The sequence below is a fragment of the Acrocarpospora pleiomorpha genome, assembly GCF_009687885.1.
Taxonomy (GTDB): Bacteria; Actinomycetota; Actinomycetes; order Streptosporangiales; family Streptosporangiaceae; genus Acrocarpospora; species Acrocarpospora pleiomorpha.
On sequence record NZ_BLAF01000005.1, the window covers coordinates 280,859 to 287,928 of the forward strand.

Consider the following 7,070-nt stretch of genomic DNA (forward strand, 5'->3'; position numbering starts at 1 on the left):
TTTCGGGCGGGTTAATATCATGCAAATAGATCATTCGATCGTTGCTCCGAGCTACAGAGCATCGTCTGTCACCAGAGGAGAGTGGTCATCAGATGAGCATCGATGTCGGAGTCGCCCTCATTGATGAGGAACCGGTATTTCTGCCGGTTGGTCAAGAAGTCAATGACAGTATAGGTCAGTACCGTTCATTCCTCGACCAGCCGGGAATATGCGTGGCGAGCCTCGACCACGCGACCAGAGTAATCGAGGCGAATCTCGAATTCACCCGGCAGTTCGGGCGTTCCCTGGCGGACATCCGTGGACGGGCGTTCTGCGAGCTGCTGCATCCGAGCGTCCGCGACAAGATGGGACAGCAGTTCACCCGCCTGACGGACCACCACCGCCCCCGGTTCGAAGAGCGCGTACTCGCCGTACGGCCGGACCACACCGTGCTCGGGGGTGAGCTGACCGGCCTCGCGCTGCACGGAGACGCCGGCTATGTCGAGAGCGTCATGGTGCTGGTGCGGCCCGACCGGGAGCAGCGAGACGACCTGCTGATCGGCCGGAAGAAGTTGCTGAGCAACATGGAAGCACGCGTCATCGAAGGTGTCGCGGCGGGAGTGTCGACCGTGCAGCTCGCGTCGATGCTTTATCTCAGCCGCGGCGGTGTGGAATACCACGTGACGACGCTGCTGCGAAAGCTGAAGGCCAGCAATCGCCCGGCCCTGGTGTCCAAGGCATACTCCATGGGCATCTTCCGGCTCGGCTCCTGGCCGCCCCGGGTGCTGCCCGAGTTCGTGAAATAGGTCCATGCGGCCGACGTGACAGGCCATTGACCCGATGGCTTGATCTGAATTATCTGCGACATTCATCGTACTCTGGTGCGGCGATTCAGGCGGCACCAGACCGGATGGATCGGGCCGATTTCCATGGAAAACGCGCCGATCCCGATCACATTCTCTCCATAGGCCTGCCATTGTTAGGGAGGTGTCATCGTGACCAGTACAAGAATCGTGCTCGACGGTGGACCGGAGTTCAAATACGGCCACGTTCGGCCGACGGACGACGGTTCCGAGAAGGTGAAGATTCTCCTCGGCTCGGGGTATGAGCACTTCGTGCACAACGGTGAGTTCCTGGAGATCGACGGAGAGAATCTCCCGGTGTTCCAATGGTCCGCACGCACCAAAATAGCCGAGTAAGCGTAGCCGGTCGGTTCCCGAAACGAGCGGGACCCTATGTGTCGTGTCGTCGGCGGTCCGACTCACGGCCGAACTTCGAGCGGATCCCGGGGTGGTTCGCCTGGCAGGGCTCCTCATTTCGGGGAGCGTGGTTCTCGTGAGGTGTGGTCATGCCAAGTGGCAAGGTAATCAGCTTCGACGAATTCCGTGGCTTCGGCTTCATCGCCCCGGACGGAGGCGGCGAAGACGTCTTCATGCATGTCAACGACCTCGACAGCGACAAACGTCTTATCTCGGTCGATGCGCAGGTTGAATTCATGGTCGAGAACGGTGGCAAAGGGCTGAAGGCCTCGCACGTCCGCGTGCTCGACCGATCCGGCGCACCGAAGGTCACCCTGGTCTCGCCCCCTCCGCCGAGCCTCACACCGAAACTCACGCCGACGCCGCCGCCCGCACCGACACCCGCGACGATCGCGGCGATGGTGTCACCAGGACCGGCCGTCTCCACCCCCGCGAACGACACCGGTTTCTGCGACGTGCTGTCCGTCAAGGAATTCACGCGGGAAATCACGGAAGCCGTGCTCGCGGCCGTGCCGACGATGACCGCGCAGCAGATTCTGGGCGTCCGCGAATGCCTCGTCGGACTCGCGCAGACACACAGCTGGGTCGATGGATAGCCGTCACGGCTTCCCGCCGGCTCCGGGCGAAAGGAAAGTGTATGTCCAGGCGCGCGCTGATCACCGGTATCACCGGTCAAGACGGCTCCTATCTGGCTGAGCATCTGCTGTCCCTGGGATATCAGGTCTGGGGACTGATCAGAGGGCAGGCCAATCCCCGCAAGTCCCGCATCAGCCGCCTTGTCAGCGACGTGTCGTTCGTCAACGGCGACCTGCTGGACCAGGGCAGCCTGGTCGCGGCGGTGGACCTGGTGCAGCCCGACGAGGTGTACAACCTCGCGGCCATCTCCTTTGTCCCGATGTCGTGGCAGCAGGCCGAGTTGACCACCGACGTCAACGGCATGGGCGTGCTCCGGACGCTGGAGGCGATCCGCCTGGTGTGCGGGCTGGACAAGTCCCGCAGCAGCACCGGTCAGATCCGCTTCTACCAGGCGTCGTCTTCGGAGATGTTCGGCAAGGTGGTGGAGAGTCCGCAACACGAGATGACGAACTTCCACCCGCGCAGCCCCTATGGGGTGGCGAAGACCTACGGCCATTTCATCACCCGGAACTATCGTGAGTCGTTCAACATGTACGGCGTCTCCGGCATTCTGTTCAACCACGAGTCGCCCCGCCGGGGCGCGGAATTCGTGACGCGGAAGATTTCGCTGGCCGTCGCCCAGATCAAACTCGGCCGGCAGGACAAGCTGTATCTCGGCAACCTCGACGCGGTCCGTGACTGGGGGTTCGCCGGTGACTATGTCCGCGCGATGCATCTCATGCTGCAGCAGGACGAGCCCACCGACTACGTCGTGGGCACCGGTCGCACGCACTCGGTCTACGACGCCGTACGGATGGCCTTCGAGTACGTCGGGCTGAACTGGCGGGACCACGTCGTCATCGACCCGGGGCTCGTACGTCCCGCCGAGGTGGAGACCCTCTGCGCCGACCCCGGCCGGGCCAGAGACGAGCTGGGCTGGGAGCCGACCGTCAGCTTCGAGCAGCTCATCCACATGATGGTGGAGTCCGATCTCCTGAACGTCTCGCGCGAGCGGGAGCTGGGAGACCTCATCCTCGCATCGAGCTGGTGAGCACATCATTGGGACCAGGGATGAGCGATGAGTGAAGTGGCAGGCGCCCGGCTGGGAGTGCTGGGCGCCGGCGTGATGGGCACCGGGATCGCCACCCTGGCGATCGGCCACGGCATACCGGTGGTGCTCGTCGACGTGGCGGAGGACAGGCTCGCCACCGCCCGGCGTCGGGTCGACGCCCAGCTCCGGCATGCGCGGCTGATGGGCGCGGTGCCGGCGCGGGACCCGGCCGGTCTGACGACGGCCGCGGAACTCGCGGCCGTCGCCGGCGCCACCGCGGTCGTCGAGGCGGTCACCGAGGACGCTGAGATCAAGACGAAGGTGCTGGAAGAGGTGTCGAGCCTGGTCGCCGCCGGCACCCCGATCGTCTCCAACACCTCGGGCATCCCGATCGGGGAGCTGGGGAGGTTCGTCAGCCGCCCGGACGAACTGCTCGGCATCCATTTCATGAATCCGGCCTACCTGATCACGATGGTGGAGGTGATCAGGAGCGCGCGGACCAGCGACGAGACCATGGCCGCGGTCACCGGGTTGCTGGCGCGGATGGGACGCCGCGGGATCGTCGTCCGGGACGCCCCGGGGTTCGTCACGAGCAGGCTGCTCCACCCCATGATCAATGAGGCGGCCCGGATAGTCGGGGCCGGCGTGGCCACCGCCGAGTCGGTGGACGACCTCATGCGGGGCTGCCTCGGGCATCCCACCGGGCCCCTGCGCACGGCCGACCTCATCGGACTGGACAACCTGGTCGACGCGCTGTCGACCCTGTGGGAGCGCACGGGCGAAGCGAGTTTCCAGCCCTGCGAACTGCTGCGGCAGAAGGTGGCCGCAGGACACCTCGGACGCAAGTCCGGCAAGGGTTTCTACGATTACGAGAAGGTGCTGTCGTGAACACGGGATCAGAAGAGACGGTTCAGCGGCGGATCCGGGAGTTCCTCGAAGATCGGATCAAAACCAACATCGTCGTCGACAAGGATCTGTTCGCGTCCGGACTCGTCAACTCCATGTTCGCCATGGAACTGGTCGTCCACCTGGAGCAGGAGTTCGGCATCGCCATCGTCGGGGGGGACCTGAAGCTCGACAACTTCCGCACCGTCGAGCGGATGACGTCGCTGGTGTGCCGGCTGCGTGACGCGCCGGTGACGGACCATGACTGACTGGCGCGCCGATGCCGGGGAACGGGTCGCGCGGCTGGTCGGCGACCAGGCCGCGGCCTGGGACCTGGCCGGCGTCCTCCCCGTGGAGACGCTCAGAACCCTTGGCAAGGCGGGTCTGCTCTGCGCCGAGATGCCGGTCGAACACGGCGGCATCGGCGCGGGAAGCCTGGACAACGGCGACTTCACCGCCCAGGTGGGAAGTCTCTGCGGGTCCCTGCGCAGCGTGATGACGTCACAGGGAATGGCGGCGTGGACGATCCAGCGGCTCGGCGATGCCCGCCAGCGGCGGGAGTACCTGCCCAGGCTGACCGGCGGCGAGCTGGCCGCGGTCGCGTTCAGCGAGCCCGACGCCGGCAGCGACGTGACGGCGATGGCGACCGAGATACGCTCCGACGGCGACACGGTGGTGGTCGAGGGACGCAAGTCGTGGACCACGGCGGCCCGCTACGCCGACTTGATCGCCGTCTTCGGACGGTACGGGGACGGCGGTGGCGTCGTTCTCGTGCCCGCCGGCGCACCGGGGGTCACCATCCGGCCGGTGCCCAACCCGAGCGGCTGCCGAGCCGCCGGGCACGCCGACGTCGTCCTCGACGCCGTACGGCTGCCCGCGACCGCCGTGCTCGGCGGCGGCGGGCAGTCGCTCCAGCTGCTGGTCACCACGGCTTTGGCGTACGGCAGGATCTCGGTCGCCTGGGGTTGTGTCGGGATCCTGCGTGCGTGCCTTTCGGCCGCGGGCGCGCACGCGGGCGGGCGCCGGCAGTTCGGCCGGCCGCTGGCCGAGCACCAGCTCGTGGCCCGGCACCTGGCCGAGCTGGTGGTGGCCGAACAGGTGGCGACGCGGGTCTGCGAGCACGCGAGCCGGTGCTGGGACGCGAGATCGCCGGAAATGGTGATCGCCACGGTCCTGGCCAAGTACGTTAGCTCGACCGAGGCCGCACGCGGTGCGGCGACGGCCGTGCAGGTGCTGGCGTCAGCGGGAGCGCAGGACGGCCACGTCGTGGCGCGGGCCTACCGGGACGCCAAGCTCATGGAGCTCATCGAGGGCAGCACCGAGATCTGCCAGATCATTCTCGCCCAGCACGCTGTCGCCCAGGCGAGCTGAAGGAGACGAGGAGTAACACGTGACAGTGAAATGCCTGGTATGGGATCTGGACAACACGCTGTGGCAGGGCACGTTGCTGGAGGACGGCGAGGTACGCCTTCACCCCGGCGTACGCGAGCTCATCCAGGTCCTGGATTCCCGCGGCGTCCTGCAGTCCGTCGCGAGCAAGAACGACCACGACCACGCCTGGGCGAAGCTCGAGGAGTTGGGCGTCGCGGAGTACTTCGTGCTGCCGCACATCGGCTGGTCGCCCAAGTCCGGCTCGATCCGGAGCATCGCCGAGGAACTGCGGTTCGCCCACGGGGCGATGGCGTTCGTGGACGATCAGGCCGCCGAGCGCGCCGAGGTGGCGTTCCACCTGCCCGACGTGCGGTGCTACTCCGCCGATGAGGTCGCCGGGCTGGCCGCGCTGCCGGAGTTCAGCCCGAAGGTGGTGACCCAGGACGCCCGGCGCCGCCGAGAGATGTACCAGGCCGGTTTCCGGCGGGAGGCCGCGAAGTCGGACTTCACCGGTCCGGACGAGGAGTTCATCCGCTCCCTCGGCCTGGAGATGCGCATCGAGCACGCGACCGTGGATCACCTCGCCCGGGTCGAGGAGTTGACCCTGCGTACCAGCCAGATGAACGCGACCGGCGTGCACTATTCGCGGGAGGCGCTGGCCGGGCTGGTCCTCGACGACCACGGGCACCAGGTCCTGGTCACCTCGATGAGCGACCGGTTCGGGCCGCACGGCGCCGTCGGGGTGGTGCTGGTGGAGACGGGAGCCGACGTGTGGCACCTGAAGCTGCTCGCCACCTCCTGCCGGGTCGTGTCCTTCGGCGCGGGTTCGGTGATCCTGCGCTGGCTGACCGATCAGGCCGCGCGGGCCGGCGCGCACCTGGTGGCCGACTTCCGCAGGACCGAGCGCAACCGGATGATGGAGATCGCCTACCGGTTCAGCGGGTTCGCCGACGAGACCTGCCCGTGTCTCGCGAGCCTGCCCGCCGGCGAGGTCAGCGGCCTGCAACGGTTGCACCTCGTCCCCGCGCCGCAGGCCCCGCCCACCACGATGCGCCTCATCGCACCCGATCTCACGGCAGTGCCTGAGAACCGGTTCTCCGATGTCCTCCCTTAGAGCTCTTTCTTACGTACCAAAGTGATGCCGTCCGCCACCGGCAGCAGCGAGACGTCCACCCGGAGATCCTCCAGCAGCATGGCGTTGAACGCGCGAATCGCCTCGGTGTCCGCGTCCTGCGCCGCCGAGTCGGCGACCCTGCCGAGGAACAGCGTGTTGTCCACCACGATCAGGCCGTTCTCCCTGACCAACGCGAGAGCGGCCTCGTAGTACTTCGGGTAGCCGGGCTTGTCGGCGTCGATGAACACGAAGTCGACGGAGCCCGGCCCTTCCTCGCACAGCAGGGTGGCGAGGGTGTCCGACGCGTCGCCGATCCGCGAGTCGATCCGGTCGAGCACTCCGGACCTGCGCCAGTAAGGCACTCCGATATTGGGCCACCGGTCGGTGATGTCGCAGGTGATGACGCGGCCTCCGGGGGCGAGCGCGCGAGCCAGGCAGAGCGTGCTGTAGCCGGTGTAGGTGCCCACCTCCAGGACGGTGCGTGCGGAGGTGAGGCGGACCAGCAGCGCCAGGAGTTGCCCCTCCTCGGCCATGACCTGCATCGCCCCTCCCATGGGCAGGGCGGCGGTCTCTTCGCGCAGGGAGCGGAGGATCTCGTCCTCCCGTAACGACACCGCACGAACGTAGTCGGACAGGACTGATGTGATGTGGAGCTGACCGGCCATTGCGCGAGCGTATGGTCCGCGCGCTGGTCTTTTCCCCAGATTCGACGGCCGCGCGGTTCTAGTGATTTTCAGGGAGCCCGGGTTTGAGACTGGGCTCCGCGATCCGGCCGTCTAAAAAGGGTTGAGCTGAA

9 protein-coding genes are annotated in these 7,070 nt (G+C 66.7%); 8 read left to right on the plus strand and 1 reads right to left on the minus strand.

Annotated elements, in window-relative coordinates:
- The first annotated feature begins 92 nt into the window (after positions 1–92).
- The 8 genes from Aple_RS04165 (at position 93) to Aple_RS04200 (ending at position 6,274) form a co-directional block, all read left to right on the plus strand.
- Positions 93–785 (plus strand): helix-turn-helix transcriptional regulator, encoded by a 693-nt coding sequence (locus Aple_RS04165; protein WP_155343090.1) that lies wholly within the window; start codon positions 93–95, stop codon positions 783–785.
- A gap of 189 nt (positions 786–974) precedes the next feature.
- A complete protein-coding gene (locus tag Aple_RS04170; protein ID WP_218038103.1) occupies positions 975–1,178 on the plus strand; it encodes a DUF5988 family protein in 204 nt (67 codons plus the stop codon).
- A 149-nt stretch (positions 1,179–1,327) separates the two neighbouring features.
- A complete protein-coding gene (locus tag Aple_RS04175) occupies positions 1,328–1,834 on the plus strand; it encodes a cold-shock protein (protein ID WP_155343092.1) in 507 nt (168 codons plus the stop codon).
- A gap of 41 nt (positions 1,835–1,875) precedes the next feature.
- The gene (locus tag Aple_RS04180; protein WP_155343093.1) at positions 1,876–2,904 is read left to right on the plus strand and encodes a GDP-mannose 4,6-dehydratase; all 1,029 of its coding nucleotides are present in this window, start codon (positions 1,876–1,878) and stop codon (positions 2,902–2,904) included.
- Between the two features lie 27 nt (positions 2,905–2,931).
- A complete protein-coding gene (locus Aple_RS04185) occupies positions 2,932–3,792 on the plus strand; it encodes a 3-hydroxyacyl-CoA dehydrogenase family protein (RefSeq protein ID WP_155343094.1) in 861 nt (286 codons plus the stop codon).
- The gene (locus tag Aple_RS04190) at positions 3,789–4,058 is read left to right on the plus strand and encodes an acyl carrier protein (RefSeq protein ID WP_155343095.1); all 270 of its coding nucleotides are present in this window, start codon (positions 3,789–3,791) and stop codon (positions 4,056–4,058) included. Before Aple_RS04185 ends, Aple_RS04190 begins: the two co-directional genes overlap by 4 nt.
- Positions 4,051–5,160, plus strand: a complete 1,110-nt coding sequence (locus Aple_RS04195; RefSeq protein ID WP_155343096.1) for an acyl-CoA dehydrogenase family protein — start codon at positions 4,051–4,053, stop codon at positions 5,158–5,160. The genes Aple_RS04190 and Aple_RS04195 overlap by 8 nt, the downstream gene beginning before the upstream one ends.
- A 19-nt stretch (positions 5,161–5,179) precedes the next feature.
- A complete protein-coding gene (locus Aple_RS04200; RefSeq protein WP_155343097.1) occupies positions 5,180–6,274 on the plus strand; it encodes an HAD-IIIC family phosphatase in 1,095 nt (364 codons plus the stop codon).
- On the opposite strand, the gene Aple_RS04205 is transcribed toward Aple_RS04200, so the two are convergent.
- Positions 6,271–6,939: an O-methyltransferase gene (locus Aple_RS04205; RefSeq protein WP_155343098.1), complete on the minus strand. Its 669-nt coding sequence runs from the start codon at positions 6,937–6,939 to the stop codon at positions 6,271–6,273. The genes Aple_RS04200 and Aple_RS04205 overlap by 4 nt on opposite strands.
- Between the last annotated feature and the right edge of the window lie 131 nt (positions 6,940–7,070).